The following is a 26869-nucleotide window of genomic DNA, read 5'->3' as shown; positions in this document are numbered from 1 at the left end:
GATAGGGGCTACTGCAGTGAGATTCAGGGCCTATTCGCGGGCAAGCCCTGCTCATACAGGCTGTTGTCGTGCACAAGATCTGTGATCGACACAGGTGTGTAGGAGCAGGGCTTGCCCGCGAATGGATCTCAAGACAAGACCGACGGTGCCTCACCGAAACCGATCAACCTCCTGCCGCAACTCCGCTGCCAGTGCTTCCAGCTCACGTGCAGTCTGCGCCAGGTTGGACACCACTTCGCGTTGTTCGCTGTTGGCCAGGGCGATGCTCTGCAGGTTGCTGCTGAGCAGGGTTGCGGTGCTGCTCTGCTCCTGGGTGGCGGTGGTGATGGCAGCGAATTGCTGGCCGGCCGAACGGCTCTGTTCGTCGATCCGGGCCAATGCCGAGGCGACGTTGGCATTGCGCGACAGGCCTTCCTGCATCAGCGCATTGCCCTGCTCCATGGTCTGGATGGCATGGCCGGTTTCCTGCTGGATGCTGTGGATCATGCTGGAGATTTCGTCCGTGGCCTCGCGGGTGCGGCCAGCCAGACTGCGCACTTCGTCGGCGACCACGGCAAACCCACGGCCCTGCTCGCCAGCACGGGCGGCTTCGATAGCGGCGTTCAGCGCCAACAGGTTGGTCTGTTCGGCAATCGAGGTGATCACACCGACGATGCCGCCGATTTCCTGGGAGCGCTGGCCGAGGGTGTTGATGACCGTGGCCGTACCGCCCAACGCGGCGGCGATCTGCTCCAGGGACGATGAAGCCTCGTCCATGGACGCGCGGCCGATGCGGGTCTGCTGGGCGTTCTCCTGAGCCAGACGCTCGGTGTTACCCATGTTGTCGGCAATGTTCAGGGAGGTGGCGCTGAACTCCTCGACCGCACCGGCCATGCTGGTGATTTCGCCGGACTGCTGTTCCATGCCTTCGTAAGCCCCGCTGGACAGGCCGGACAGGGCCTGGGCACGCCCGTTGACTTCCTCGGCCGCCTTGCGGATGTGCTCGACCATGGTCGACAACGCCTGGCCCATCTGGTTGAAGTTGCTGGCCAATTGGCCGATCTCGTCGTGGCTCGACACATCGAGTCGCACGCTCAGGTCCCCCGCCCCCAGAGCCTGCGCCTGGCGTACCAGGTCGCCGAGGGGACGCAACTTGCTGCGCAGCAGCCAGACCGCCGCACTGACCGCCAGCAGCATCGCCAGCAGGCTACCCAGTACCAGGCTGATCCCGACGCTCCAGGTCACTTCGCTGATCTCGGCCTTGGGCATGCTGGCCACCACCGTCCACGGGCCCTCCGCAAACGGTACCGCGACGCTGTAGATATCGTCGGCCTTGTCGCTCCAGAAACGCCCCTTGCCCGGCTGCTTGGCCATGTCAACGATCGTCGGGATCGCCTGTTCGGCGTCCGTCACACCCGCCGGCGGCACCAGCCAGTGTTTTTGCTCATCCAGCAGCGCCAGGGAGCCGGTGGTGCCGATGCGGAAACGCTTGAGGTTGTCGAACTGCGCCTTCTGCGAATCGGTGTAGTCAAAGCCGACGAACAGCACCGCGAACACCTTGCCGCTGCTGTCGCGCACCGGGGTGTATTGGGTCATGTAGTAACGGTCAAAGAGCAACGCGCGCCCGACATAGCTCTGGCCCGCCATCAGCTTCGCGTAGGCCGGGTGCTGGTGGTCGAGCAGGGTGCCGATGGCACGGCTGCCGTCCTGCTTGGTCAGGGAAGTGCTGACGCGGATGAAATCGTCGCCACTGCGCACGAACAGGGTCGCGACGCCAGCGGTCATCTGCTTGAACTCGTCGACTTCGGTGAAGTCGTTGTTGAGCAGACTGTCGCGCAGGTAAAGGCTCGGGGCCTGGGTGCCGGCCACGCTGACCGGCGCATCGGCACGCAGGCTCAGGCCAGTGCTGAAGCGCTTCTCGAACAGCCCGCTGAGACGTTGGGTACTTTCGCGCAGGGTGCTATGGAAAGTATTCAACTGGTCAGCCAGCAGGCGCGCTTCACTGGCCAGATGTTCTTCGCGGGTATCGAGGTTAGCCGAATCCAGCGAACGCAGGGCAAAAACGGTACTGCCGCTGATAACCACCGCCAGGATGACGGAAAGCGCAAGGCCGAGTTGCGTGGCGATTCGGGCACGGGGTTGAGGCATGAACAGCTCCTGACCGAGTGCCTGGGTCATCCTAATCCCTGGGCGCAACCCGGCTTTTTAAATTGAGTCGTGAGAGGCCTTTCTGAACGAAGGTTCCATGTCGCAACAGTCGGCAGCTCATACAGATACTTGAGCAAACAACCGGGATATTTGCCAGATATCTGACCAATGGGTTATGACTTCACCCCAGACGCTCACCATTTGAGCAGGCTTGGGCCACACCAGGGACCTTGCGAAGACGCAATGGAGCAGAGTTTGGCAGAAATACCTTGCATGGGTTTTTTATCATGCGAGTTATCGCTTTATCCCTTTGTACAAAGCCTTGCAAGCGCCGAGAATCAACCTTTTACCTACCCTGCCACTCATCGAGCCTCATGATCATGCAGCATCCAGCACGTACCGAACTCCGGGCCATCCTGCGGCTGTCAGGGCCGTTGATCGCCTCGCAGTTGGCGCACATGTTGATGGTGCTGACCGACACCCTGATGATGGCCCGCCTCAGCCCCGAAGCGCTGGCCGGGGGTGGCCTGGGGGCGGCGAGCTATTCGTTCGTGTCGATTTTCTGTCTCGGGGTGATTGCCGCAGTCGGCACCCTGGTCGCCATCCGTCACGGAGCCAGCGATGTGGAGGGGGTCACCCGTCTGGCCCAGGCCGGGCTCTGGCTGGCCTGGGCCATGGCGCTGGGCGCCGGCCTGCTGCTGTGGAACCTAAAACCCCTCCTGCTGCTGTTCGGCCAGACGCCCAGCAACGTGCAGGCCGCCGGCCAGTTCCTGATCGCGCTGCCGTTCGCCCTGCCCGGCTATCTGAGCTTCATGGCCCTGCGCGGCTTCACCAGTGCCCTGGGACGGGCGACGCCGGTGATGGTCATCAGCCTGTGCGGGACCGTCGCCAACTTCCTGCTCAACTATGCGCTGATCACCGGCATGTTCGGCCTGCCACACCTGGGTCTGACCGGGATTGGCCTGGTCACGGCCATTGTCGCCAACTGCATGGCGCTGGCCCTGGCCTGGCATATCCGCCGGCATGCGGCGTATCGCGATTACCCCCTGCGCCGTGGCCTGTCGCGGCCGAACTGGCACTACCTGCGCGAACTCTGGCGGCTGGGCCTGCCGATTGGCGGGACCTATGCGGTGGAAGTCGGGCTGTTCGCCTTCGCCGCCCTGTGCATGGGCACCATGGGTAGTACACAGTTGGCGGCGCACCAGATCGCCCTGCAGATCGTTTCGGTGGCGTTCATGATTCCGGCGGGGATTTCCTACGCCATTACCCTGCGCATCGGCCAGCACTATGGCGCCGGGCAATTGCTGGACGCACGGCGGGCGGGACGGGTCGGTATCGCCTTCGGTGCGGCGACCATGCTGGCCTTCGCCATGCTGTTCTGGCTGGCACCGCATCAGTTGATCGGGCTGTTTCTGGATCACAACGACCCGGCGTTCCGGCCGGTGATCGATCTGGCGGTCAGCCTGCTGGCGGTGGCCGCGTGGTTCGAGCTGTTCGACGGCACCCAGACCGTCGCCATGGGTGCGATTCGCGGGCTCAAGGATGCCAAGACCACCTTTCTGGTGGGGCTCGGTTGCTACTGGCTGATTGGTGCGCCGTCAGCCTGGCTGCTGGCGTTCAACCTCGGCTGGGGGCCGACCGGCGTCTGGTGGGGGTTGGCGTTGGGGCTGGCGTGTGCGGCCACCGGGTTGACCCTGGCGTTCGAATGGCGGATGAAACGGATGCTTGGCAAAAGCCAGAAGAATGCGGCAACTCGAACTGCCACGAACGCCTCCCTGTAGGGGAGGCGCTTGTGGAATTGTGGTCTGACCGAAAAATCGAAGTGGCTTGAAAGCCGCCCTCAGCAAAAGGCCTGGATCGCCGGCTGGCTGGCGGATGACGTCAGGTACTGGGCCAGTTCCTCCAACGGCAGCGGTTTGCTGATCAGGTAGCCCTGTACCTGGTCGCAACCAAAGCCGTGCAGCAGCGCCAGTTGTTCCGGCGTCTCGACACCTTCGGCCACCACTTCCAGGTTGAGGTTGTGGGCCAGGTTGATCATCGCATGGACCAGCTTGCGGTTCTCTTCGCGCTGCTCCATGCCGCCGACGAAGCTCTTGTCCACCTTGAGCAAGGCGATCGGCAGGCTGTTGAGGTGCACGAACGACGAAAAACCGGTGCCGAAGTCGTCCAGGGAAAACCGCACCCCCAGCCGCCCCAAGGCATCCATGGTCTGCTTGACCAGGTCGCTGCGGCGCATCACCGCCGTCTCGGTGAGTTCGAATTCCAGCCATTGCGCCTCGACACCCCGCTCGGCGATCAGCCGACTCAGGGTCGACAGCAACTGGCTGTCCTGGAACTGCCGGAACGACAGGTTGACCGCCATGTGCAACGGCGCCAGCCCACGTTCACGCAGGTCTTGCATATCGCGCAGGGCCCGGGAAATCACCCAGTAGCCCAGCGGCACGATCAGCCCGCTCTGCTCGGCCAGCGGCACGAACTCGCTCGGCGGCAGCAGGCCACGCTCGCCGTGACGCCAGCGCACCAGAGCCTCCAGGCCGACAATCTGTCCGCTGCCCAGGTCAAGCCGCGGCTGGTAGTGCAGTTCCAGTTCGTCACGACGCAATGCCCGGCGCAGCTCGCTTTGCAGGTCAGCGAGGCTGCGGGCATTACGGTTGATACGGTCATTGAAGGTATTGAAGGTGCAACCCTGGATACTCTTGGCCTGCTGCATGGCAATGTGCGCATGCCACATCAGCGGGTCGGCGCCGGCATTGGCACGGGCATGCGCGATGCCCAGGCTGCAGCCGATCAGCAGGCTTTCGCCGTCGACCCAGTAAGGCTCGGCCATGACCTCGATGATCCGCTCGGCCATCCACTCGGCACGTTGCGGCGCCCGGCGGGTGTCGATCAGCAGGGCAAACTCGTCGCTGCCCAGACGGGCCAATTGGTCGCCGGCCTCGAGTTGGCTCTTGAGCCGCGCGACCACTTGCAGGATCAGCCGGTCGCCGGCCTGGTGGCCCAGCGCGTCGTTGGCATGACGAAAGCTGTCCAGGTCGAGGTGACCCAGGGCCAGGCCACGCCCTTCATTCTCGGCCAGGCGCGCAGCCAACAGGGTCTGGAACCCCTGGCGGTTGGCGATGCCGGTCAGCGGATCCTGTTCGGCCAGACGTTGCAGAGTATTTTCCAGCACGCCGCGCTCACGCACATGGCGCAGGCAGCGACGCAGGGTCGCGGTATCCAGGGTGTCGCGCACCAGCCAGTCGCTGACGCCGAGCGGCGCAACCTCGGGTTCGTCGTCAAGCAGCAGGACGCTCGGCAGGCTGCAACGCCCCGGCGCCGGCTGCAATTGAGGCTCAGTCAACAGGATCGCCGAGCGCTCATGATCGAAGAGGTCGCGGACCAACTCCCACGAAGTCGCACTGACCAGCATGGCCGTGCCCTCCAGCGGAGCGAGACACTCGCGCAACAACGCCGCCCAGGCCGGATCATCGGCCAGCAGCAGCAAACGCAAGGGTTCGACAAGCGTAGACAAACCAGCTCCCTAGACTCTGCAAAAACATTGGCGAAGTCATCATGAATCGCCATCGAGCGATTTCAATACAAATAGTTATCAACCGCTACCTTATACAGCGTAAGGTTGAACAATAGCCTCAAATAATCTGCGCATCCTGCGGGAAAGTAACAAAACCGGCAAATTTAGATCGTCAGGGGTGTCCCCTCTGTCGCAGAGGCGCGGCAGAATCCGTTCAGCCTGTTAAAATGCCGGCCCTTTTTCGTAACCGATCACTTACTTCGTCATGTCCCGACTCAATCCCCGGCAGCAAGAAGCCGTGAACTACGTCGGCGGCCCTCTTTTGGTGCTCGCCGGTGCAGGCTCCGGCAAGACCAGCGTGATCACCCGCAAGATCGCGCACCTGATCCAGAATTGCGGCATCCGCGCCCAGTACATCGTCGCCATGACCTTCACCAACAAGGCCGCCCGCGAGATGAAGGAGCGGGTCGGCACCCTGTTGCGCGCCGGCGAAGGCCGTGGCCTGACGGTTTCGACGTTCCACAACCTGGGCCTGAACATCATCCGCAAGGAGCATGCACGACTGGGCTACAAGCCGGGTTTCTCGATCTTCGACGAGGCCGACGTCAAGGCCCTGATGACCGACATCATGCAGAAGGAATACTCGGGCGACGACGGCGTCGACGAGATCAAGAACATGATCGGCAGCTGGAAAAACGACCTGATCCTGCCGGCCCAGGCCCTGGAAAACGCGCGCAACCCCAAGGAACAGACCGCCGCCATCGTCTACACCCACTACCAGCGCACGCTCAAGGCGTTCAACGCGGTGGACTTCGACGACCTGATCCTGCTGCCGGTGAAGCTGTTCGAGGACAACGCCGACATCCTGGAAAAATGGCAGAACCGCGTACGCTACCTGCTGGTGGACGAATACCAGGACACCAACGCCAGCCAGTACCTGCTGGTGAAAATGCTGATCGGCAAGCGCAACCAGTTCACCGTGGTGGGCGACGACGACCAGTCGATCTATGCCTGGCGCGGCGCGCGCCCGGAAAACCTGATGCTGCTCAAGGACGACTACCCGTCCCTGAAGGTGGTCATGCTGGAGCAGAACTACCGCTCCACCAGCCGCATCCTGCGCTGCGCCAACGTGCTGATCTCGAACAACCCCCACGAGTTCGAGAAACAGCTGTGGAGCGAGATGGGCCACGGCGACGAGATCCGTGTGATCCGCTGCCGCAACGAGGACGCCGAGGCCGAGCGGGTGGCCATGGAAATCCTCACCCTGCACCTGCGCACCAACCGTCCCTACAGCGACTTCGCCATCCTCTACCGGGGCAACTACCAGGCCAAGCTGATCGAGCTGAAGTTGCAACATCACCAGGTTCCCTATCGACTGTCGGGCGGCAACAGCTTCTTCGGTCGCCAGGAAGTGAAGGACCTGATGGCCTACTTCCGGCTGATCGTGAACCCCGACGACGACAACGCCTTTCTGCGGGTGATCAACGTGCCGCGCCGGGAAATCGGCTCGACCACTCTGGAAAAACTCGGCAACTACGCCACCGAGCGCAAGATCTCGATGTACGCCGCCACCGACGAGATCGGCCTGGGCGAACACCTGGACAGCCGCTTCACCGAACGCCTGTCGCGCTTCAAGCGCTTCATGGACCGGGTGCGCGAGCAGTGCGCCGGCGAGGACCCGATTTCCGCGCTGCGCAGCATGGTCATGGACATCGACTACGAGAACTGGCTGCGCACCAACAGTTCCAGCGACAAGGCCGCCGACTACCGGATGAGCAACGTCTGGTTCCTCATCGAGGCGTTGAAGAACACCCTGGAAAAAGACGAAGACGGCGACATGACCGTCGAAGATGCCATCGGCAAACTGGTGCTGCGCGACATGCTCGAACGTCAGCAGGAAGAGGAAGACGGTGCCGAAGGCGTGCAGATGATGACCTTGCATGCCTCCAAGGGGCTGGAATTTCCCTACGTGTTCATCATGGGCATGGAGGAGGAGATTCTTCCCCACCGCTCCAGCATCGAGGCCGACACCATCGAGGAAGAACGGCGCCTGGCCTATGTCGGGATCACCCGCGCCCGCCAGACCCTGGCCTTCACCTTCGCCGCCAAGCGCAAGCAGTATGGCGAAGTGATCGATTGTGCACCGAGTCGTTTCCTCGATGAACTGCCGCCGGACGACCTCGCCTGGGAAGGCAACGACGACACGCCGACCGAGGTGAAAGCCGTACGCGGCAACTCGGCGCTGGCGGATATACGAGCGATGCTAAAGCGCTAGAATTGACCCATTTTACCCCCCGCTCCCGCCCTTCCTGTAGGAGCGTGGGGTGATGGGACAACTACTCTTATTTTTTCAGCGCCACAAGGCGCTGTTCGAGGACGTTACGTGGAAGCACTGCATAAGAAAATTCGCGAAGAAGGCATCGTGCTTTCCGATCAGGTCCTGAAGGTCGACGCCTTCCTGAACCACCAGATCGATCCGCAATTGATGAAACAGATCGGTGACGAATTCGCTCGGCGGTTCGCCGACTCGGGCATCACCAAGATCGTCACCATCGAGGCCTCCGGCATCGCTCCGGCAGTCATGACTGGCCTGAACCTCGGCGTTCCGGTGATTTTCGCGCGCAAGCACCAGTCCCTGACGCTGACCGAAAACCTGCTGTCGGCGACCGTGTACTCCTTCACCAAACAGGTGGAGAACACCGTGGCGATCTCGCCACGCCATCTGACCAGCAGCGACCGGGTGTTGGTCATCGATGACTTCCTGGCCAACGGCAAGGCGTCCCAGGCGCTGATCTCGATCATCAAGCAGGCCGGTGCGACCGTCGCCGGCCTGGGCATCGTCATCGAGAAGTCGTTCCAGGGCGGCCGCGCCGAGCTGGACGCCCAGGGCTATCGCGTGGAATCGCTGGCGCGGGTCAAGTCCCTCGCCAATGGTGTGGTGACCTTTATCTGAGCCCCGCAGGCGTGAGCCCGGAATCAGAAACCCACCGCGTTGGAATCCCGTAGCGAACTGGACAACTTGAACAGTTCGCTGTCGGTCTTGATCCCCAGCTTGCGATAGGCCGACTGTTTCTGTGTGCTGATGGTGTTGGCGCTGCGCGAGAACTTCTCGGCAATGCTGTTCACCGACATGCCGTCAAGGAAACAACGCAGTACCTCCCGCTCACGGGGCGACAGAATGTCATGGGCACAGGCGTGTGTCGCCTCGTTGGCACTCGCTGCCTCGTAAACCTCCGTCTCCGTCACCGCGGCCACCTCCCGGGCCATGATCGGATGCAGATAGATCTTGCCCCGGGCCACGGTGCGGATCGCGGCCGCCAGACCGTCCAGGCGCTGGCTCTTGCCAAAGAATCCCCAACTGCCCGCCCGTAGCGCCAGCGACACCGTCGCCGGGGTGTAATGGGCCGACAGCACCAGCGGCCGGCAATCGGGATAACGCACACGCAGCGCACGGATCAGGTTGATCCCATCGATCTCCGTCGGGCCCAGCATGAAGTCGATTACCAGGATATCCGGCTGCCTCACGGCCAGCGCGTCGAGCAACTCCCTGCCCGTGGAATAGGAACCGACCACCTCGAGGTCAGGCTCTTTCGACAACCACAGGGAAGTACCCACCCTTATCAGTTCGTGGTCGTCCAGCAGCATGACTGTGTAGGAACCAGGGATTGCACTAGTCATCTTTGTTTAGTCCTCCCGAGAAAAGAGCCGAACCCGCAGGTCAGAGGCGCGGCGAATACCTACAGAACTTTCAGGCTTATAGCACCCGGCGCCCAGAGCGCAAATGGAAAGCCTTTCGAGAAATCTCGAAACTGCCGCGTTTCGAGTTATCTCGATGTTCCAGCGGGAGCGGCTGCGCGAGAGTAGCCCCTCATCCGACAGGCTAGCACCCTCCACATGGAGGGCTGCCGGAAGAGAAACCAACTGAAACCATTCAAGGTAATTCCATGAAAATCTCGCAAGTCTCTGCCGCAGTCTCCCTCGCCCTGGCCGCGCTCATCAGCCTCCCGGCTGCCGCCGCCAATGACGGGGTTATCAACTTCGACGGCCGGGTGTCCGACGTGACCTGCACCATTGAAGGCGAAGCGCCGGGCGGTGGCACCGTGGTCAAGAACGTCGACCTGGGTGGTGTGCCCGCCTCGCTGCTGACCAACGCCGGTGATCGCCGCAACCTCACCGGCTTCTCGATTCGCATCGGCGCACCAGGCGAGGCGGCTTGCACCAACGGCCGTACCGCCATGATTGCCTTCGACCCGACCAGCCCGGCCATCGATGTCGCAACCGGCCGCCTGAACATCGACGACACCGCGGACGCCGCGACCAACGTCCAGATCGAGGTGACCAAGCGCGACGGTACGCCGATCCACGTCTACACCGAAAAATCCGACGGCGTGGTCATCGCCGACAACCAGGCGATCATTCCCCTGGCCGCCCAGTACTACGCCACGGCCGCCGCAGGCGAAGGTCTGGTCAAGACCCGTGTCGGTTTCATGGTCGAGTACGCCGACTAAGCGTCGCCCAGCGGACCCGCGCCTGGCGCGGGTCCAGCCTTAAACACGAGAGCTTCGCCAATGAACAACCTGGCTCGTTCGGGCATGGTCGTCTGTGCCCTTCTGACGGCATCGCTGCACGCTGCTTCCTCGTTTGCCGCCGTGGTCATCCACGGTGCACGTGTGATCTATCCGGCCGAACAACAGGAGGTGGTGGTCCGGCTGGAGAACAAGGGCGAGCGCCCTGCCCTGGTCCAGCTCTGGCTCGACGACGGTGACCGGTATGCGACACCCGCGACGGCGCAAGCCCCTTTCACCGCAATCCCGCCGATCCTGCGCATCGAGCCGAACAGGCAGCAGGCCCCGCGCCTGCGTTACACCGGCGCGCCACTGCCCACCGACCGCGAAAGCCTGTTCTGGCTGAACGTGCTGGAAGTCCAGCCAAGCCTGGCCGGCGCCACGGACAGGAACCTGCTGGAACTGTCGTTTCGCTCGCGGCTACGGGTGTTCTTCCGGCCACAGGGGCTGCCCTATCCCAAGGGAGCCGCAGCCCCCAAGCTGAGCTGGAAACTGGTGCGCCACGAGGGTGGGCATGCGCTGGAAGTCGTCAACCCGACGCCGTATCACGTCTCGCTGGGGTCGGTCGAACTGGTGGGCAAAGGTCGCAACGAGCGTTATCCAAAGGCCCCGAACAAGGAGGTCAACGACAGCCTGTTGCTGCCATCCGGCGATATCAAGCGCTTCCCGCTGCCGGCTCTGCGCACGCCGCCCAGTGGTGCCCTGAAAGTCGAGTTCACCGCCATCAGCGACTTTGGCGCGCGCGTCAGCCACAGCGCCGATATCAACTCTTGAACCGGACCGATCATTGCTCATGAACACCCGCAGATTGCCATGCCCCAACACGTTCGCCCGTTTCATCGGCCTGTCCATGCTGGCGGCTGTGGCACTGGGCAGCAGTTTCATGACGCAGGCCAGCGTCATCATCACCGGCACCCGGGTGGTGTACCCGGCAGACCAGAAGGAAGTGACGATACGCTTCGAAAACAAGAATCAGAAACCGGCCCTGGTGCAGGTCTGGCTGGACACTGGCGACGAAGGCGTACTACCGGAAAAAGCCCGCGTGCCCTTCCTCGCCACCCCGCCGATCTTCCGCATGGAGCCCGGCAGGCAACAGGTCGTACGGTTGGCCTACACCGGCGAACCATTACCCACGGACAAGGAGAGCCTGTTCTGGCTGAACATGCTGGAAGTACCGCCCAAGGCTCAGGACGCGCCCGAGAGCAACCAGTTGCAGCTCGCCTTTCGCACACGCATCAAGGTGTTCTTCCGCCCGAAAGACTTGCCCTACCAACCTTCGCAGGCAGCGCAGAAACTGCGCTGGAGCTTGGTGCCCAGCGAGCACGGGCAAGCTCTGCACGTCCATAACCCGACGCCCTATCACCTGAATTTCGACTCGGTGGAACTGGTCGCGGCGGGCCAACACCATGTCAAGCCCATCGGCCAGACCGGGGCGCAGAACATGGTCAACCCCATGACCGATAACCGCTTTCCCCTGCCGAGCCTGAAGGCGGCGCCCAAGGGCGAGGCCTGGGTCGAGTTCCAGACCATCGACGACTACGGCGCACGGCATTCGCACAAGGCCCAGGTCACCCCATGACCGGCTGAAACAGCGCCTGGCGCGCCTGAAGCGCCAGCCCGTTAAAGAGACTCCCGCCCTGTCCGCACTTGCGTGACGGTCGGGCCCGGCTTGCCCGAATCCGGCAGCACACAAGGTTTGGAATGATTAGTGATGAGACCGAAGACCCAGTCTGTACCCAGCGGCCTGCGTACCCCGCGCAGCCGCCTGGCCAGCGCCATTCATAGCCTCCTGCTGCTGGCGGCCGGCAATGCCCTGGCCGCGAACGAAGTCGAGCGGGTGGAATTCAACCCGGCGTTTTTTCCCGCAGGTAGCGGCCAGATCGACATCTCGCGGTTCAACGAAGGCAACGTCGTCCTGGCGGGCCAGTACCGTGCGGATGTCACCGTCAACGGCAACTGGATCGGCCGGGAAGAACTGACCTTCGCCAACGTCGAGGGGCTGAACAACGCCCAACTCTGCCTGGAGCGGCCGCTGCTGACCCGGCTCGGGGTCGATCTCGACGGCATCGCGCAAAAGGCCACCGATGCAGGTGACAGCGTGCCCCCGGTATTACCGCCCGTGGCGACCTGTGGTGATATCGGCACCTACGTGCCCGGCGCCAGCGTCAGCTTCGACCCCGGCGAAGGGCGGCTGGACCTGTTGGTTCCACAACTCTACCTGTCACGCACCGCACGCGGTTACGTCAGCCCGGAACACTGGGACAGCGGCGTGAATGCGGCATTCGTGCGCTACGACGCCAACGCCTTCGTCAACAACAATGGGGGAAGCTCCTCGTACTCCAACTCCCTGCGGCTGAACACCGGTCTCAACCTCAACGGTTGGCACCTGCGGCACAACGGGTCCTACAGCAGCAGCCAGTCCAGCAGCACCTACCAGAGCAGCGCCACCTACCTGCAACGGGAACTGCCCGGGCTGCAGTCGCAACTCATGGCCGGCCAGATCTACACCACCGGCGACCTGTTCGACAGCATCCGCCTGCGCGGTGCCACCTTGTCCACCGATGACCGCATGCTGCCCGACTCGCTGACCGGCTACGCGCCGATCGTGCGCGGCGTGGCCGAGACCAACGCGCGGGTCAGCGTGCGCCAACGCGGCGTGCTGCTGGACGAGGTCACCGTGCCGCCCGGCCCGTTCGTGCTCAACGACCTGTTTCCCACCGGTTACGGCGGCGATCTGGAGGTTACCGTCACCGAAGCCGATGGCCGCCAACGGCAATTCATCGTACCGTTCGCCTCCAGCGTGAACCTGCTCCGACCGGGCTACAGCCGCTACTCGCTGAGCTTCGGCGAGATGGACGAACTCGGCGTCGACAGCCAGCCGTGGCTGGCCCAGAGTACCTTCCAGTACGGTCTCAACAACTTCGCCACCGGCTATGTCGGCGCCCTGGCTTCGCAAGGCTACTACTCGCAACTGCTCGGCGCGGCCTTCAACACCCCGGTGGGAGCGATTTCCCTCGACCTGACCACCTCCCAGGCTGAACTTCCAGGGGTTGCCAAGCGCCGCGGGCACAGCCTGCAGGCCCGCTACAACAAGAACTTCGCCGACACCGGAACCAACTTCGCCCTCGGTGCCTTTCGCTACTCGACCGATGGCTTTCTCAGTGCCCGCGACACCGCGCAACTGCGCGACATCGCCCGCCAGGGCGGCGATCTGGAAAACGTCAGCCGGGTTCGCGAACGCCTCGATATCAGCCTCAACCAGAGCCTGGGCAAGGGCTCGGTGTTCCTCACCGGCTCGTCGCAGAACTACTGGAATCGCAAAAGCGGCAGCCTGAGTTTCACCGCCGGCTACAGCTCCTCCTGGGAGCGCATCAACTACACCGTCAGCGCCCAACGCAGCCGCGACCTGCTGACCGAGCGCAGCACCAACCAGGTCGACCTGACCATCAGCATGCCACTGGGCCACTCGAGCCGTGCCCCGAACCTGTCGAGTACGCTCTCCCATGGCGACCAGCAAAGCGCCGTCCGCACCGGCCTCGGCGGCACCTGGGGCGAACGTAACGAAATCAACTACGGCGTCTCGGCCAGCCATTCCGACCGTGGCGCCGGCAGCAGCTTCAACGCCGACCTGCAATACCGCAGCCGCTACGCCGTGACCTCCACCAGCTTCAGCCAGGGCAATGGCTACAACTCGCAATCGCTTGGCGTGACAGGTGGCCTGGTCGCCCATGCCGACGGCCTGACCCTGACTCCGGAACTGGGTGACACCATCGGCCTGGTCCATGCGCCCGGAGCCCAGGGAGCCTGGGTCGGCAGCAACAACAACGCCCAGATCGACGACAACGGTTACGCCGTGGTCCCGCACCTCACGCCGTACCGCCAGAATGTGGTCGAGCTGGATCCCCGGGACATGTCCCACGACGTCGAACTCAAGTCCGCCTCGCAGAACGTCGCCCCCCGGGCCGGCTCCGTGGTGGTGATGAAGTACGAAACCAGCAGCGGCCGGGCGGTGATCATCAACGCCAGTCGCGAGGATGGCAGCCCGTTGCCCTTTGGTGCCGACGTGTTCGATGAGAACGAGGCCAATGTCGGCGTGGTCGGGCAGAACAGCAAGGCGTTCGTCCGCGTATCGCAGGACAGCGGTCAGCTTCAGGTCAAGTGGGGGCCGAGCAGCGCGGACACCTGCCAGATCACCTACAACCTGGGCACCCTGGCCGAGAAAGAAGGCTTGCGACAGATGGAGGCGCAATGCCGTGCCGAGGCGAGCGATGCACCTCGTTCAAGCCCGTCCGAAGCGGCTCAGGATGAGTCCCCATGATCAGCCGCGCCGGCTCCGCCAACACCCCGTCGACAGACCCCAGGCCTTCATTTACGCGAGACCGAAAATGAAATATTCCATCCCCTTCGTGTACGCATTGCTGATGTCGCTGCTGCCGCTGGCGGCCCAGGCGGCGTGCAACTATTACCCGAACAACCCGCGCAACCTTGCGACTTTTCCAGCGACGATCAACGTGCCGTCGACACTGCCGGTGGGCGCCCTGATCGCCAGGGCGACCTTCAGTGGCCCGTACCCCAGCGGCATCAGCACCTGCACGCCACCGACCATGCAGCAAACCACCGGGCGATACACCGCAGCTGACTGGATCACACTTCCGGGAGGTATCGGCGTCTATCGAACCAATGTTCCCGGGGTTGGCATACGGGTCTATGCAACGCTCAGGGGCGGCGTCCCCCACACACTGTCCCTGCGCAGCAGCTCGATTGCATTGCCCCACATCGCCTATGAGCACACCCTCGTCACGCTGGAGGCTCAGTTCTACAAGACCGCGAACGTCTCGAACGGCACCGTCCCCAGCGGCAACCTCATGGTGAACAACTGGGATGGACGAACGATCCACACGGTGGTGCTGAGCAATCCGGTCAGCTTTGTCGCGCCCGTTGCCACCTGCGACCTGGCCACCAGCGACCTCAACCGGACCATCACCCTGGACCCCGTGCGGATCACCAACTTCACCGGCGTCTCGGCCGGACTGAAGTATTTCGACCTGACCGCCACCTGCAGCAATGCCTCCAACGTCACCTTCCGATTCACCGGCACACCGGCCACCGGCAACCCCGCGCTCTTCGCCAATACCGGCACGGCGGGCGGCGTGGGGCTCTGGCTGCATACGCCGAACCAGACCGTCAGCCACAACAGCACCCGCAACGTGGCGGTGTCGGGCAACCGGGCGGTACTGCGCCTGGGCGCGGAGTACCACAAGACCAGCGGTGCCCTGACCAAAGGTACGTTGGTGAGCACAGTCACCGTCAACATTTCCTACAACTAGAAAGGCCAGTGACCGATGACGCGTTTCGTTAAACAACATGAACTGACCACCGTCCCAACCCGCAAGGACCCAATGATGAAAACACCTCTTTTTGTACTAGCCCTGGGCATCAGCGCCGCCATCGGCAGCGCTCATGCCGCAACCACTGGCAACCTGACCTTTCGCGGGGATATCCAGGGCGGCACCTGCAACCTGGCCACCAGTGACGTCTCCCGCACGATCACCCTGCCGCCGGTCAAAGTCAGCGATTTCGATAGCGCCAGCTGGGCCGGGCTGGCGGAATTCAACCTGACCGCCAACTGCGACACGGACATCCGCAATGTCACCTTCACCTTCGCCGGAACCCCGTCGACCGTTGACCCCACCCGCTTCCACAACACCGGCACCGCGGCAGGGATCGCCACCGTGATTCAGTCGCGTATTGGCGGCAGCGCCTACAACTTCCCCGCCAACGGCAACGCCACCGCCCGCTCGCGAACCATTGCCGCCGCCTCCGGCCGGGCGGTGCTGCCCATGGCTGCCCACTACATAAAAGTCGGCACCGTGTCCAAGGGCACGCTGCTGACTACGGCCTCCGTGACCATCACCTACAACTGACGTGCCCAGGCCCTACTTGGCCGCCACCTCAGAGTCGGCCAGCCAGAACGGACAACACTTCATGAAAACGTACCTGATACCCCTGGCGCTGACGGTGGTGACCTTCACCCAAGCTTCGGCCAGCGAGGTCCTGAACCCGGGCAACCTGCAGTTCGAAGGCACTGTCGAGGGGGGGACCTGCAGCCTGATTGCCGATGACATCGAGCGTCTCATCACCCTGCCGGAGGTCAAGGTCAGTGATTTCGCCCATGCCGATTCGGCGGGGCACAAGCCCTTCGAACTGAGCGCGCGCTGCGACTCGGATATCAACAGCGTCACCTTCACCTTCCACGGCACCCCGCTGCCCTCGGACGGTGCCCGCTTTGCCAATACCGGCGATGCCGCCGGCCTCGGGCTGTGGCTGTACTCGCGGATCGGCGGCGTGCAACGGACCATCCGCGCCGACGGCAGCGACAATGCCCGCACCCTGGCTCCCAGCGAAGGCCTGGCGGTACTGCCTCTGGGAGCGGCCTACTGGAAAGCCGGTGCGGTCCATGAAGGAACGCTGCAAAGCCTGGCGACAGTGGACGTCACCTACAACTGAGACAGGAGTCGGCAGGCAACTGCTTCAGGTAGACGGCGAGTGCCTGTCCCGGAAGCCTCCAGAACCCTAAAGGCTTGAAAAATGATCGGACCCTATCAGGCAATACCCGCAGCGGCGCTGCTCTTGTGCATATCCGGGCAGGCGTTCGCCGCGTGCTCGTCTTCCGTCTACCACCCCGGTGGATATTCCGGTGATATCGGTACGGTCACGGTGACGAATGTCGATGGGCCCGTCGGCAGTACCCTCAGCGGCTGGCGAGATTTTCCCAGTATCAGCCAGGGCACCAAGCGCGTCAGCTGGTATTGCTCCAGCCGCACCGATGTGAAGTTCAGCGCCCAGGGCGCTGCCGGCGCGGTATCGAGCTACAGCGAGGCGGGGCGAACCTACAGCGTCTACCCGACCGGCATGCCGGGCATCGGCATTGTCTTCAAGACCAACGGCAACACCCAGGTGGGGGCACACAACACCATCACCGGCATCCAGAGCAACATCACCCAGCGCCGCTACAGCCAGACCAATCTCTCGGCGAGCAACAAGACCTATGCCTACGAAATCGACTATCGGCTGATCAAGACCGGGAGCATCAGCTCGGGCAATATCATCCCTCGGGTAATTGCCCGGACCTGGTGGGAGCCGGTCCCCACGAACTTCGACCCGCGCGAGTACAACATCCTGCTGGGCCGCGGAACCATCATTGCGCCGTTGCCGACCTGCGACCTGAACGTGGGCGATACCAATCGCACGATAACGCTGGATACCGTCCGGCTGTCGAATTTCACCGGCAACTGGCTGGCGAAGAAAACCTTCGATATCAGCGCCAACTGCCGCAATGCCAGCAACGTGACCTTCCGGTTCACCGGCACACCGGCCACCGGCAACGCCACGCTGTTCAGGAGCACCGGCACCGCTGCTGGAGTCGGTCTGTGGCTCTACTCGCGAATCGGTGGGGTCGAGGCAACCCTCAGCAACAACGGCGCGCGGACCGTAACGGTGTCCAACGACCGGGCCGTGCTGCCATTGGGCGCGGCCTATCACAAGACCACCGGCACGCTCACCAAGGGCTCGCTGGTCAGCACCGTCACCGTCAATATCACTTACAACTGAGGTCAGCGGCCTGGCGTCACACCCCCGCCACTGGTGGCCTGCAGCCCCGCTAGCAGCAGGCGCTGGTAGAGGTCCTCGCGCAGGCCCTGCGGTTGCATCAGGCCCATGCGTTGCAAGTGCTGGGGGAACGCCGACGGTTCGGGCGCATCCAGGGTGGCCTTGCCCAGTTCGAAGACCTCACTGAGCTTGAACTTGCTCTTGAGCCAGTTCAGCGCCCTTAGCAGGTCGCGTTCTTCGGGGCTGAAGTTGCTGCCCAGCGGATACTCGGCAAACAGCCGCGAGTGCCGTGCCTGAATCGCCTGCAGGCGCTGCGGGCTGTTATCGACGAAGCGTGGATCGAGGCGAAAGTCCCTGGGCAGCTTGCCAGCCTGCTGCGCCTGCTCGATCAACCCGGCCTGGAACCGCGAGTCGCTGATGTTGAGCAAGGCCTCGATCACCACGGCATCGCTCTTGCCACGCAGATCGGCAATCCCGTACTCGGTGACCACGATATCGCGCAGGTGCCGGGGAATGGTGCAATGCCCATATTCCCAAACAATATTCGAACTGACCTCGCCCCCCGCCTCGCGCCAACTGCGCAGGATCAGCACCGAGCGCGCGCCCTCCAGCGCATGCCCCTGGGCGACGAAGTTGTACTGGCCGCCCACACCGCTGAGCACCCGTCCATCTTCCAGTTGGTCGGCGACCCCGGCGCCGAGCAGCGTCATGGTGAAGGCACTGTTGATGAATCGCGCATCCAGCCGTTGCAGACGCTTGAGCTCCTCCTGGCCATACAACTCGTTGATGTAGCTGATGGCAGTCATGTTGAACTCGGCGAGCCGCTCTCCGGGCAACTCCCGCAGGCGCTGGTAGAAGCTGTCCGGTCCGAGAAAGAAGCCGCCATGGATGACGTTGCCGCCCGGGGTGTGGGCGTCGAGCAGACCGGCATTGGCCTGTCGCTGCACGTCGATATCGGCATAGACCTTGCGCCGCACGATCCCGGCATCCGCCAGCACCAGCAGGCCATTGACGAACATCTCGCTGCAACCGTACAGGCCCCGGGCAAAGGGCTCGACGCCGCCTTCACGGTCGATCAGCGCCTGCCAGGGCTGCACGTCGATATCGGCCAGCAAGGCCCGATAACCCTCGCTGTCGGCGTGACGCGACAACAGCGCAGCGGTCAGCGCATCACCCATGGAGCCGATGCCGATCTGCAGGGTGCCGCCATCGCGTACCAGGGTGCTGGCATGCAGGCCGATAAAGTGATCCTGATAGCCGACCGGCATGTTCGGGGTAGAGAACAGCGTGCTGCGTTCAGGCTCGTCGATCAGCAGATCGAAAGTGTCGCGCTCGACCTGCGCATCGCCAGGCATGTAAGGCAGGTCGGCGTGGACCTGGCCGAGCATCAGGATGGTTTCGCCGGCGGCGCGCCGCCGGGCGATCATCGGCAGCAGGTCGAGGGTGATGTCCGGGTTGCAGCACAGGCTCAGTCGATCGCACTGCTGCGGATCGCCAGCGACCAGTTGGGCCACCAGATTCAGGCCGGCGGCATTGATGTCGCGGGCGGCATGGCTGTAGTTGCTGCTGACGTAGTCCTGCTGGGCCGAGGTACTGTGGAGCAGGCTGCCGGGCTGCAGGAAGAACTGCTCGATGCGGATATTGGGCGGCAGACTGTCGCGGCGCAGGTCGGCAAGGAAATCCAGCTCCGGGTAATCACCGAACACCCGCTCGACGAAGGGTTCGAGAAAGCGCCGCTGCAAGCCATCGCCCAACGGCGGGCGCCCCAGGCTCAACGCCGTATAGACGGTCAAGCGCCGCTGCGGCAACTGGCTGACCCGCCGGTACAGTGCATTGACGAAGCGATTGGGCTTGCCCAGCCCGAGCGGCAGGCCCATGTGGATATGCGCTGGCAGCCGCGCCAGCACCTCGTCGACCGCCCGCTCGATGGAACACGTCAGCGTCATCCGCCCACCCTCACTGATCCTTGAATGAAGGTTGGACCGAGCTTGTCGGGTCTTTGCTGCACATGCCCAGCGAAAAATCCGCAAAACAGACACGAAAAAGCCGCTTGCGAAAGCGGCTTTTTCGGGAAGCTGCGCGCTCTTACAAGCCGGACATCTTCTTGATCGCGCCCTTGAGCTCGTCGTCCGAGCAATCGGAGCAGGTGCCTTTTGGCGGCATCGCATTGATGCCGGTGATGGCCTTGGCAAGGATGCCATCCAGGCCGCCCTGGTGATCGGCACGTTCCTTCCAGGCTGCGGTGTCACCGATTTTCGGCGCACCCAGCAGCCCGGTGCCGTGGCAAGCGTTGCAATGCTTGGCAATCACTTCGTCCGGGGTCTTGGCACCGCCGCCACCGCCTACCGAGGCCGCGACCTCCATCCCCTTGCATTCCTGCCCCTGAACACACACCTGGCCGACCGGCTCCAGGCGCTTGGCGATATCGTCGTTCGTCGCAGCTTGAGCGCTGACAGCCCATAGGGCCAATACGGTTGCTGGTGCAGCCAGCATTTTCATAATTAGGTTCACGCGTACACCCTCAATGGTGGCTAAATCAGGCCTACAACCACGGTTTCGCAGGCGGGCGTGAGTATAGCGGCAAGACCGCCACTGCGAAACAACCCTTGTAGTTACAGGGGTATTGCTCCGGTTGCATCGCACACCGCCGCACGTACACGCTGCCTGGCCTGGCGCCTGCGAACCTCAGAAGTTCGCCGGTGTCGCTGCGCTGATTAGTCGCGCCGGGGTGTCGAACGGGTTACGAAAACGATGCGGTTTGGTGCTCTCGAAATAGTAGCTGTCACCGGCTTCGAGGACGAATGTTTCCAAACCCACCACCAGCTCCAGCCGGCCTTCAACCAGAATGCCGGTCTCCTCGCCTTCGTGGATCAGCATTTCTTCGCCAGTATCGGCACCTGGTGGGTAGATTTCATTGAGAAAGGCAATGGCCCGGCTCGGATGAGCGCGGCCGACCAGCTTCATGGTCACGGCACCGTCGGAGATGTCGATCAACTCATTGGCCTTGTAGACGATCTGCGTCGGTTTCTCCTGAAGAATTTCTTCGGAAAAGAACTCGACCATCGACATGGGAATGCCGCCAAGCACCTTGCGCAGCGAACTGATCGAAGGACTGACGCTGTTTTTCTCGATCATTGAAATGGTGCTATTGGTGACGCCCGCACGCTTGGCGAGTTCACGCTGAGACAGACCTTTCATTTTGCGGATGGATTGCAGTCGTTCACCGACGTCCAATGCGGCAGCCCCCCTGGGTTTCAGGCGATGTTGTAATTGAGCGATATCATGGCATAGCGTTCAGTATTTACAACACTTGGACCCGAATCCAGCGGGAGGGAAACCGTCTGTGGCGTCGTGCGCTGGCCGCTAGTCCCCGGTATAGAGCCTCGGGACCCGGCGCAGGTTGCAGAAGATCTGATACGGGATGGTCTCGGCCCGGGCCGCCACTTCACTGGCCAGAATATTTTTACCCCACAGCTCGACGGTCGAGCCCAGCCCGGCCTGGGGAATGTCCGTCAGGTCGACAGAGAGCATGTCCATCGACACCCGCCCCAGCAACTGGCTGCGCTGCCCGGCCACCAGCACCGGCGTGCCGGTCGGCGCATGGCGCGGATAACCATCGGCATAACCCATGGCAACCACGCCGAGGCGCATCGGCCTGGGCGTGACGAACTTGGCGCCATAACCCACCGGCTCGCCAGCCGGCAATTCCCGCACGCTGATGATTTTCGACTCGAGGGTCATGACCGGCTGCAAACGTGCCGCCAGCGGATGCGCCTCTTCGAATGGAGTGGAGCCGAACAGCATGATCCCCGGGCGCACCCAGTCACTCGGTACCTTCGGCCAGCCCAGCAGCGCGGGCGAATTGCGCAGGCTGACTTCGGCCACCAGCCCCTGGCGCGCCGCCTCGAACACCGCGACCTGCTCTTCGCTGCGTTTGCAGCCCAGTTCGTCAGCGCGGGCGAAGTGGCTCATCAGGACGATTTTCGCCACCTTGCCGCTGGCCAGCAGGCGCCGGTAAGCCGCCTGGTAATCGTCCGGATGCAGACCGACGCGGTGCATCCCGGTATCGAGTTTCAGCCAGACGGTGATCGGCGCACCCAGGGTCGCTTGTTCGATCGCTTCCAACTGCCACAACAAATGCACCACGCACCAGAAATCGTGCTCGACGATCAGCGCCAGTTCATCGGCCTCGAAAAAGCCTTCCAGCAACAGGATCGGCGCGCGAATACCTGCAGCCCGCAGTTCCAGTGCTTCCTCGATGCAGGCCACGGCAAAGCCGTCGGCTTCGGCTTCCAGAGCCTGGGCGCACCGCACTGCGCCATGACCATAGGCATCGGCCTTGACCACGGCGAGGGCCTTGGCCCCCGACACTTCGCGGGCCAATCGGTAATTGTGGCGCAAGGCTTGGAGGTCGATCAGGGCACGGGCAGGACGCATGGCGGCAAACTTCTAGGCAGTCAGTGGGCAATAAAAAACCGGCAGGGCAAGCGGTGGTGCCGCAGGCCATGCCGGAAGAGGGATCGGGTTAAGGCAGGGCTGCGACGACAGACAGCTCCACCAGGATTTCCGGTTCGCACAGCTTGGCTTCGACCGTGGCACGGGCCGGGGCAACGCCCTTGGGCAGCCACTTGTCCCAGACCGCGTTCATGCCGGCGAAATCGGCATCGATATCCTTCAGGTAGATCGTCACCGACAGTAAGCGGGTCTTGTCGGTGCCTGCCAGATCGAGCAGACGCTCGATATTGGTGAGGGTTTCACGGGTCTGTTTCTCGATCCCGCCAGACAGGTCGTCACCGACTTGTCCGGCCAGATACACGGTACCGCCGTGAACGACGATCTGGCTCATGCGCTCATTGGTGAGCTGGCGCTGGATTGCCATGTCTTGCAGTCTCCTGGTGGGTGCCATAACGGGAAATATCGAGGCCTTCGGCACTGATCTGCGGCTTCTTTTTAGCCATCAGGTCGGCCAGCAGACGACCGGAACCACAGGCCATGGTCCAGCCCAGTGTACCGTGACCGGTATTCAGGAACAGATTGCGCAGCGGCGTGGCACCGACGATCGGCGTGCCATCGGGGGTGGTCGGGCGCAGACCGGTCCAGAAGCTCGCAGCCTGGAGGTCGCCCCCCTGAGGATAAAGATCGTTGACGATCATCTCCAGTGTTTCACGCCGACGCGGGTTAAGCGACAGGTCAAAACCGGCGATTTCCGCCATGCCGCCGACGCGGATGCGGTTGTCGAAACGAGTGATCGCGACCTTGTAGGTCTCATCGAGAATGGTCGAGGTCGGGGCCATCGCCGGGTTGGTGATCGGCACGGTCAGCGAGTATCCCTTGAGCGGGTAGACCGGCGCCTTGATCCCCAGCGGCTTGAGCAATTGTGGCGAATAGCTGCCCAGGGCCAGCACGTAGCGGTCGGCGGTTTCCAGCTTGCCGTCGATCCATACGCCGTTGATCCGGTCACCGACCTGATCCAGACGCTGGATGTCCTGGCCGAAGCGGAATTCCACTCCCAGCTTGATGGCCATTTCAGCCAGACGGGTGGTGAACATCTGGCAATCGCCGGTCTGGTCGTTCGGCAGGCGTAGGGCGCCGGCGAGGATATCGGTGACGTTGGCCAGCGCCGGTTCGACGCGCGCGATGCCGGCGCGGTCGAGCAGTTCGAAGGGCACGCCGGACTCCTTGAGCACGGCGATGTCTTTCGCCGCACCGTCCAGTTGCGCCTGGGTCCGGAACAGTTGGGTGGTCCCCAGGCTGCGGCCTTCATAGACGATACCGGTTTCGGCGCGCAATTCGTCGAGGCAGTCGCGGCTGTACTCGGACAGGCGCACCATGCGCTCCTTGTTCACCGCATAACGGTTGGCGGTGCAGTTGCGCAGCATCTGCGCCATCCACAGGTACTGGTCGACATCGGCGGTGGCCTTGATCGCCAGCGGCGCATGGCGCTGCAACAGCCATTTGATGGCCTTGAGCGGCACGCCCGGGGCGGCCCACGGCGAGGCATAACCGGGCGAGACCTGACCGGCGTTGGCGAAGCTGGTTTCCATGGCGACTGCTGGCTGACGGTCGACCACCACCACCTCGAAACCGGCCCGGGCCAGATAATAAGCGCTGGCGGTTCCGATGACGCCACTACCCAAGACCAGAACTCGCATGTTGATGCCCCTCAATCGCGGCCTGCCGCCGATGTTTAATGTTCAAAGCGAAGATGTGTGCAGTGTAAAAAACAATAGCCAGTGCTTTTCACTATATAAGCACCTATATTTGGCGAGAATTCTCGGCAGAATAGCTTTTTACGGAGGCGCATTCCCTATGCGAACCAACCACCAGAGCAAACGTGAGCTGGACAAGATCGACCGCAACATTCTGCGGATTCTTCAGGCAGACGCGCGCATTTCGTTCACCGAACTGGGCGAAAAGGTCGGTCTGTCCACCACGCCCTGCACGGAGCGGGTGCGCCGGCTGGAACGCGAAGGGATCATCATGAGCTACAACGCCCGGCTCAATCCGCAACACCTGAAGGGCAGCCTGCTGGTGTTCGTCGAGATCAGCCTGGACTACAAGTCCGGCGACACCTTCGAGGAGTTCCGCCGCGCGGTACTCAAGCTGCCCCACGTGCTGGAGTGTCACCTGGTGTCGGGAGACTTCGATTACCTGGTCAAGGCGCGGATTTCCGAGATGGCGTCCTATCGCAAGCTGCTGGGCGACATCCTGCTCAAGTTGCCCCACGTGCGCGAATCGAAGAGTTATATCGTGATGGAAGAAGTGAAGGAGAGCCTCAACCTGCCGATCCCCGACTGAACCCGCCGCCCTTGCAGGAGCCTGCCTGCTGGCGATAGCGGTGTGCAGGCAACAAGGGTGTCGACGGCCAGATCGCAATCGCCAGCAAGCCGGCTCCCACGAGTTGGGCGCGTACCCGAAAGATGCTAGACCAGTACCTGCCGGGTGCTGGCGATGTAGTCGTGAACCTGCTTCTCGATCCGCGGATGGATCATCTCCACCGGTCGTCGGCCATTCGGGCACGGCAGGCTCGGCGTGGTGCCGAACAGCCGGCAGATCAACGGGCGCTCGTCATACACCGTGCAGCCGTTCGGCCCCAGGTGCACACAATTGAGTTCGTTGAGCGCGGCCTCCTGCTCGGCGGCAGTCTTGCGTGGCAAGCGAGCCATTTCCTCAGAAGAAGTGGTCACCGGCCCACAGCAGTCATGGCAGCCCGGTACACACTCGAAAGACGGAATCTGCTGCCGCAGAAAGCGGATTTTCTGGCTGTTGCAGCTCATCGAAGCGGTTACCCAAGGCCTGGAAAGGTTCGAATTCTGCCTGAAAAGCCCGGTACCAGACAGCACCCTCCGTAGCGCGGTTGCCCGTGCGGTGGGCGGCGGCTTATCCTCCCCCGTCCAGTTTTCCAAACACCACCCTCAGGATCACGCACATGAACGCCCCTGCCCGGCATGCCGCTTCCTATTACGCCGCCAGCAGCCATCCGCATCCCGAATACCCGCAGTTACAAGGCGAGGTGCAGGCCGATGTCTGCGTGGTGGGCGGCGGTTTCTCCGGGCTCAACACTGCCATCGAACTGGCCGAACGCGGCCTGAGCGTGGTCCTGCTGGAAGCCTGCAAGATCGGCTGGGGCGCCAGCGGGCGTAATGGCGGGCAACTGATCCGTGGCGTCGGCCACGGCCTGGAGCAGTTCACCGACATCATCGGCCAGGACGGCGTACACCAGTTGAAACGGCTGGGGTTGGAAGCCGTGGAGATCGTCCGCCGTCGCATCGAACAGTTCCAGATCGACTGCGACCTGACCTGGGGCTACTGCGATCTGGCGAACAAACCCCGTGACCTGCAAGGTTTCGCCGAGGAGGCCGAGGAACTTCGGCAACTGGGTTATCGCCACGAAACCCGCCTGCTGCAGGCCGATGAAATGCACAGCGTGGTCGGTTCCAGCCGTTATGTCGGCGGCCTGATCGACATGGGCTCTGGGCACCTGCACCCGCTGAACCTGGCACTCGGCGAAGCGGCGGCCGCCGCGCAACTGGGCGTGCAACTGTTCGAACAGTCTGCCGTCACCCGCATCGATTACGGCCCGCAGGTGCGGGTTCACACGGCTCAAGGTGCGGTACGTGCCAAAACCCTGGTGCTGGCCTGCAACGCCTACATCAATGGACTCAACGACGAACTGAGCGGCAAGATCCTGCCCGCCGGCAGCTACATCATTGCCACCGAACCTTTGAGCGAAGAGCAGGCCCGCTCGGTGCTGCCGCAGAACATGGCCGTTTGCGACCAGCGAGTCGCGCTGGACTACTACCGGCTATCGGCCGACCGCCGCCTGCTGTTCGGCGGTGCCTGTCATTATTCGGGGCGTGACCCGCAGGACATCGCCGCCTACATGCTTCCCAAGATGCTCCAGGTGTTTCCACAGCTGGCCGGGGTGAAGATCGATTACCAGTGGGGCGGAATGATCGGTATCGGCGCCAACCGCCTGCCGCAGATCGGCCGCCTGCCAGACCAGCCCAATGTGTATTACGCCCAGGCCTACGCCGGACATGGCCTCAACGCCACCCACCTGGCGGGCAGGCTGCTGGCCGAGGCGATCAGCGGCCAGCACAGCGGCGACTTCGACCTGTTCGCCCGGGTGCCCCATATCACCTTCCCCGGCGGCAAGTACCTGCGCTCGCCACTGCTGGCGCTGGGCATGCTCTGGCATCGGCTCAAAGAGTTGCGTTAACGCCAGAAAGGTTTGTGAGCTTCGGCCAGGGCCTCGGTGCGGCTCAGGCCGATGTCCCGTAACTCGTCGGGCGTGAGTTCGCGCAGCGCCTTGCGGGTGCAGAGGCGATGCCAGAACCATTTCATCCGACTCATCTCAGGTGGGCATGGGGCCACGCGAGAAATCACGCCTGCCCGCTCCTGCTCGGCCATCAATTCCTGCCCACGCAAAACCAGACGCACATCGCTCAAGCCATTCATTGCCACTGCTCCTTCGTTACTCGGTTGCCAGAGCCGTCAGAATGGCCTTTCAGACAAAACCATTACAGATCCAAAAAACCTGTATTATTTCCATACA

The 26869-nt window shown here is 62.9% G+C and carries 24 protein-coding genes and 1 pseudogene; 13 read left to right on the top strand and 12 right to left on the bottom strand.

The window, feature by feature from the left end:
* Positions 1-150 precede the first annotated feature (150 nt).
* Positions 151-873, bottom strand: coding sequence for a methyl-accepting chemotaxis protein (locus tag BLU37_RS29870; protein WP_397428746.1), 723 nt, complete (start codon positions 871-873; stop codon positions 151-153).
* 132 nt (positions 874-1005) lie between these two features.
* Positions 1006-2127: pseudogene (locus BLU37_RS29865) on the bottom strand (Cache 3/Cache 2 fusion domain-containing protein); the annotation flags it as partial.
* Positions 2128-2501: 374 nt separating this feature from the next.
* On the opposite strand from BLU37_RS29865, the gene BLU37_RS08295 reads away from it, so the two are divergent.
* Positions 2502-3908 carry a NorM family multidrug efflux MATE transporter gene (locus BLU37_RS08295; protein WP_090203910.1) on the top strand — a complete coding sequence of 469 codons (1407 nt, stop codon included), beginning with the start codon at positions 2502-2504 and terminating at the stop codon, positions 3906-3908.
* Between the two features lie 59 nt (positions 3909-3967).
* On the opposite strand, the gene BLU37_RS08290 is transcribed toward BLU37_RS08295, so the two are convergent.
* Positions 3968-5638 (bottom strand): putative bifunctional diguanylate cyclase/phosphodiesterase, encoded by a 1671-nt coding sequence (locus BLU37_RS08290; RefSeq protein WP_090203907.1) that lies wholly within the window; start codon positions 5636-5638, stop codon positions 3968-3970.
* A gap of 265 nt (positions 5639-5903) precedes the next feature.
* On the opposite strand from BLU37_RS08290, the gene rep reads away from it, so the two are divergent.
* On the top strand, positions 5904-7913 hold the full coding sequence (rep, locus tag BLU37_RS08285) for a DNA helicase Rep (protein WP_010443774.1): 2010 nt from the start codon (positions 5904-5906) through the stop codon (positions 7911-7913).
* A gap of 108 nt (positions 7914-8021) precedes the next feature.
* Positions 8022-8591, top strand: a complete 570-nt coding sequence (locus BLU37_RS08280; protein ID WP_010443772.1) for a xanthine phosphoribosyltransferase — start codon at positions 8022-8024, stop codon at positions 8589-8591.
* A gap of 23 nt (positions 8592-8614) precedes the next feature.
* On the opposite strand, the gene BLU37_RS08275 is transcribed toward BLU37_RS08280, so the two are convergent.
* Positions 8615-9283: a response regulator gene (locus tag BLU37_RS08275; protein WP_010443770.1), complete on the bottom strand. Its 669-nt coding sequence runs from the start codon at positions 9281-9283 to the stop codon at positions 8615-8617.
* 299 nt (positions 9284-9582) lie between these two features.
* Here BLU37_RS08275 and BLU37_RS08270 point away from each other — a divergent pair, with 299 nt between their 5' ends.
* From BLU37_RS08270 to BLU37_RS08235, 8 genes are all read left to right on the top strand, one after another.
* Positions 9583-10146, top strand: a complete 564-nt coding sequence (locus BLU37_RS08270; protein WP_090203905.1) for a fimbrial protein — start codon at positions 9583-9585, stop codon at positions 10144-10146.
* Between the two features lie 60 nt (positions 10147-10206).
* Positions 10207-10977 (top strand): fimbria/pilus periplasmic chaperone, encoded by a 771-nt coding sequence (locus BLU37_RS08265; protein WP_090203902.1) that lies wholly within the window; start codon positions 10207-10209, stop codon positions 10975-10977.
* 19 nt (positions 10978-10996) lie between these two features.
* Positions 10997-11782: a fimbrial biogenesis chaperone gene (locus tag BLU37_RS08260; protein ID WP_090203899.1), complete on the top strand. Its 786-nt coding sequence runs from the start codon at positions 10997-10999 to the stop codon at positions 11780-11782.
* Positions 11783-11914: 132 nt separating this feature from the next.
* Positions 11915-14521 (top strand): fimbria/pilus outer membrane usher protein, encoded by a 2607-nt coding sequence (locus tag BLU37_RS08255; protein WP_090203895.1) that lies wholly within the window; start codon positions 11915-11917, stop codon positions 14519-14521.
* A gap of 67 nt (positions 14522-14588) precedes the next feature.
* Complete coding sequence (locus BLU37_RS08250; RefSeq protein ID WP_232000481.1) at positions 14589-15530, top strand: fimbrial protein; 942 nt, start codon at positions 14589-14591, stop codon at positions 15528-15530.
* A gap of 75 nt (positions 15531-15605) precedes the next feature.
* Positions 15606-16127, top strand: coding sequence for a fimbrial protein (locus tag BLU37_RS08245; RefSeq protein WP_090203892.1), 522 nt, complete (start codon positions 15606-15608; stop codon positions 16125-16127).
* Positions 16128-16188: 61 nt separating this feature from the next.
* Positions 16189-16710, top strand: a complete 522-nt coding sequence (locus BLU37_RS08240; RefSeq protein WP_090203889.1) for a fimbrial protein — start codon at positions 16189-16191, stop codon at positions 16708-16710.
* 81 nt (positions 16711-16791) lie between these two features.
* Positions 16792-17814 (top strand): fimbrial protein, encoded by a 1023-nt coding sequence (locus BLU37_RS08235; protein ID WP_408003659.1) that lies wholly within the window; start codon positions 16792-16794, stop codon positions 17812-17814.
* Positions 17815-17816: 2 nt separating this feature from the next.
* Here the strand turns inward: BLU37_RS08235 and BLU37_RS08230 are convergent, their stop codons facing one another.
* The 6 genes from BLU37_RS08230 to dadA all read right to left on the bottom strand — a co-directional run bounded on the left by BLU37_RS08230 (position 17817) and on the right by dadA (position 23963).
* Positions 17817-19757, bottom strand: coding sequence for an acetyl-CoA hydrolase/transferase C-terminal domain-containing protein (locus BLU37_RS08230; protein ID WP_090203883.1), 1941 nt, complete (start codon positions 19755-19757; stop codon positions 17817-17819).
* A gap of 139 nt (positions 19758-19896) precedes the next feature.
* Positions 19897-20310: a c-type cytochrome gene (locus BLU37_RS08225; RefSeq protein ID WP_019362669.1), complete on the bottom strand. Its 414-nt coding sequence runs from the start codon at positions 20308-20310 to the stop codon at positions 19897-19899.
* Between the two features lie 186 nt (positions 20311-20496).
* Positions 20497-21045: a cupin domain-containing protein gene (locus BLU37_RS08220; protein WP_010447936.1), complete on the bottom strand. Its 549-nt coding sequence runs from the start codon at positions 21043-21045 to the stop codon at positions 20497-20499.
* A 129-nt stretch (positions 21046-21174) separates the two neighbouring features.
* Positions 21175-22248: an alanine racemase gene (alr, locus tag BLU37_RS08215; RefSeq protein ID WP_090203880.1), complete on the bottom strand. Its 1074-nt coding sequence runs from the start codon at positions 22246-22248 to the stop codon at positions 21175-21177.
* Between the two features lie 88 nt (positions 22249-22336).
* A complete protein-coding gene (locus BLU37_RS08210; RefSeq protein ID WP_010447932.1) occupies positions 22337-22690 on the bottom strand; it encodes a RidA family protein in 354 nt (117 codons plus the stop codon).
* Positions 22662-23963 carry a D-amino acid dehydrogenase gene (gene dadA, locus BLU37_RS08205; RefSeq protein WP_010447930.1) on the bottom strand — a complete coding sequence of 434 codons (1302 nt, stop codon included), beginning with the start codon at positions 23961-23963 and terminating at the stop codon, positions 22662-22664. Before dadA ends, BLU37_RS08210 begins: the two co-directional genes overlap by 29 nt.
* Positions 23964-24120: 157 nt before the next feature.
* Here dadA and BLU37_RS08200 point away from each other — a divergent pair, with 157 nt between their 5' ends.
* Positions 24121-24609 carry an Lrp/AsnC ligand binding domain-containing protein gene (locus tag BLU37_RS08200; RefSeq protein WP_010447928.1) on the top strand — a complete coding sequence of 163 codons (489 nt, stop codon included), beginning with the start codon at positions 24121-24123 and terminating at the stop codon, positions 24607-24609.
* A 125-nt stretch (positions 24610-24734) separates the two neighbouring features.
* Here BLU37_RS08200 and BLU37_RS08195 read toward each other — a convergent pair whose 3' ends face one another.
* Positions 24735-25088, bottom strand: a complete 354-nt coding sequence (locus BLU37_RS08195; protein WP_010447925.1) for a YkgJ family cysteine cluster protein — start codon at positions 25086-25088, stop codon at positions 24735-24737.
* Positions 25089-25240: 152 nt separating this feature from the next.
* Between BLU37_RS08195 and BLU37_RS08190 the strand changes: the two genes are divergently transcribed.
* Entirely contained in the window at positions 25241-26533 is a 1293-nt protein-coding gene (locus tag BLU37_RS08190; RefSeq protein WP_090203877.1) for an NAD(P)/FAD-dependent oxidoreductase, read from the top strand.
* Here BLU37_RS08190 and BLU37_RS08185 read toward each other — a convergent pair.
* Positions 26530-26772 (bottom strand): DUF1127 domain-containing protein, encoded by a 243-nt coding sequence (locus BLU37_RS08185; protein ID WP_090203874.1) that lies wholly within the window; start codon positions 26770-26772, stop codon positions 26530-26532. The genes BLU37_RS08190 and BLU37_RS08185 overlap by 4 nt on opposite strands.
* Between the last annotated feature and the right edge of the window lie 97 nt (positions 26773-26869).

Source organism: Pseudomonas asplenii (assembly GCF_900105475.1).
Taxonomy (GTDB): domain Bacteria; phylum Pseudomonadota; class Gammaproteobacteria; order Pseudomonadales; family Pseudomonadaceae; genus Aquipseudomonas; species Aquipseudomonas asplenii.
Note: the sequence above shows the minus strand (reverse complement) of the source record. Positions and strands in the feature narration are given on the sequence as shown.